Below are 2,414 nucleotides of genomic sequence, written 5' to 3' on the forward strand. Positions count from 1 at the left end.
AGAGGCCTATGGCTATTAAAAATACCCCAATGCCAATAGAGGTACGATAAGCAAAGCCTTCCAGCCAATCGTTCATCACATACCAGGCGAAAGGAGAGGCGATTATAAAAGCGATCAAAATGAGTTTGGCAAAATCTCTGGAAAGCAAAAGTACAATAGAAAAGACAGAGGAGCCTAAAACCTTTCTTACCCCAATTTCCTTTTTTCTTTGTTCAGCGGTAAAGGCGGCAAGGGCAAATAGTCCTAAGCAGGCAATAAAAATGGCCAAGCCGGAGAAAATGGCCATAATCTTAGCTGTTCTTTGTTCCCCTTGGTAGAGTTGGTTAAACTGATCATCGAGAAAAGTATAGGAAAAGGGTTGGCCAGGGGCCATTTTATTCCATTTTTGTTTTAAAAAAGCCATGGCATCCCTTGCCGAGCTTTCTTCTATTTGAAATCCCATCATTCCTGAATTATTTCCTAAATGCATAACAATGGGGAATATCTCATTTCGCATCGATTGAAAATGGAAATCTTTAACTACCCCAACAATCGTATAATAGTTAGCTACTTTAAATTCTTTATTGGTTTGATCTCCTGATGAAATTCGGGTGCCAATAGGATTTTCTAATTGAAGGATTTTAGCTGCCGTTTCATTGATGACCACCGCTGTGGAATCAGTAGAAAACTCAGGAGAAAAGAAACGGCCAGAGGCTAATTCCATCCCGTAGGTATTAAAGTAATCATGGTCGATTGTAAAAGCCAAAGTGGATAGTTCAGTTTTTCCTTCCTCTGACCAATAGGAAGTTCTGTAGTAATCTGTATAATAATTATCCACTGGTATATATCCTGTAATACTGGCTGATTTAAACAATGGATTTCTTAAAACTTCCTCTTTGAAGCCACGAATATTTTTTCCTAATCCATAGGCATCTTTTAAGATTAATACCTGCTTTTTATTAAATCCCAAGTCTGCTTGTTGTACGAATTTTATTTGTTTGAAAATGATAATAGTTCCTACGATCAAGAAAATGGAAATACTAAATTGAATAACTACCAAGAGGTTTCTTACTTGTTGTCCTTTTTTTCCTTTAGTTAATCCTCCTTTTATAATTGAAGAGGGGTTAAAAGCAGATAAATAAAAAGCGGGATATGCGCCTGCCAGAAAAGTTAATAGGAAGATTAGTCCAGCACAAAGAAATCCAAATTTCCAATTTCCCCAATAGTGTATGTTGAGCGATTTGTTTGCAAGTTGATTAAATGCCGGAAGGGCTAATTCCAGGAAAATTAGGGAAATAGCCAGAGCAAACAGGCTTAAAATAAAGGATTCAGTTATAAATTGTTTTTTCAGTTGAGCACGGTAAGCCCCTAAAGTTTTACGTATTCCAACCTCTTTGGCCCGATTGGTAGAGCGTGCCGTGGCCAAATTCATATAATTGATGGAAGCAATTGTTAAAATGATTAGGGCGATGGCTGAAAAAATGTATACAAATTCTATGGCTTTGTCACTTCCTGGTCCAATCCCTTCAGAATAAAGGTGAATATTCTTTACAGCCTCCAGATGGTAGGTGACTACTTCTTGTCCACTTTCTTTAGTTAGTTCTTCCCAATTTTTCCCCCATGCTTCTAAAAAGCCCGGTTCATATTTCTTACGGACAAAGTTTTCCTGAATTTTTGCTTCTAAATTCCTGGGAGAAACACCAGGATGAAGTTTTACATAGGTATAAGAGTTGTGACTTCGGAAAGTGTCATAGAAAGGTTCATCCAAACTTTGAACCGAGGCAAACACATTATAATTAAAATGAGTATTGGCAGGCATGTCTTTAAATACCCCACTTACCTTAAATGTTTTGTCCTGGTCCAGCACTAATAATTGTCCGAGAGGGTCTTCTTCTCCGAAAATCTTTTTCGCAATACTTTCATTTAGTAGGATGGAATTTGGCCCTCGCAATGCGTGCTCAGGATCCCCTTTTATGAAAGACAAACTTAAAACCTGGAATAGGGTCGAATCGGCATAAGCTAATGTTTCAGCTTTAAAAGAAGTTGATCCAAAAGTCAGTAAGCCACTTCCTTGATGTCGGTATCTTCCTGCTTGCTCTATTTCAGGAAAGTCATTTTTAAAAGTCTGTGCTATAAAACCAGGAAACACGGCTTGTGTTCCCTGATAATCTTTAAAATTGAAACTAATATACAGGCGGTACAATTGATCAAGGTCTTTATTATGACGATCATAGCTTAACTCATCTTGCACCCAGAAAAATATCAAAAGACAAGCCGCTAGCCCAACGGAAAGCCCCAACAAATTGATTAATGTGTAGAATCTATGTTTGATTAAATTTCGAAAGGCGGTTTTAAAGTAGTTTTTTAACATAATTGAAAAAGGAATAAAAAATTATCATTCGTAACGAATAGAATTCACAGGATCATCAGTTGCC

Annotated in this window: 1 protein-coding gene; it reads right to left on the reverse strand. The window is 37.3% G+C overall.

All coding sequences use genetic code 11. The features are described from left to right. The coding region (locus E1171_RS02780) for an ABC transporter permease (RefSeq protein WP_155203859.1) at window positions 1-2,350 on the reverse strand (2,350 nt) is incomplete at its 3' end. Between the last annotated feature and the right edge of the window lie 64 nt (window positions 2,351-2,414).

The organism is Xanthovirga aplysinae (assembly GCF_009711365.1).
GTDB classification, from domain to species: Bacteria; Bacteroidota; Bacteroidia; order Cytophagales; family Cyclobacteriaceae; genus Xanthovirga; species Xanthovirga aplysinae.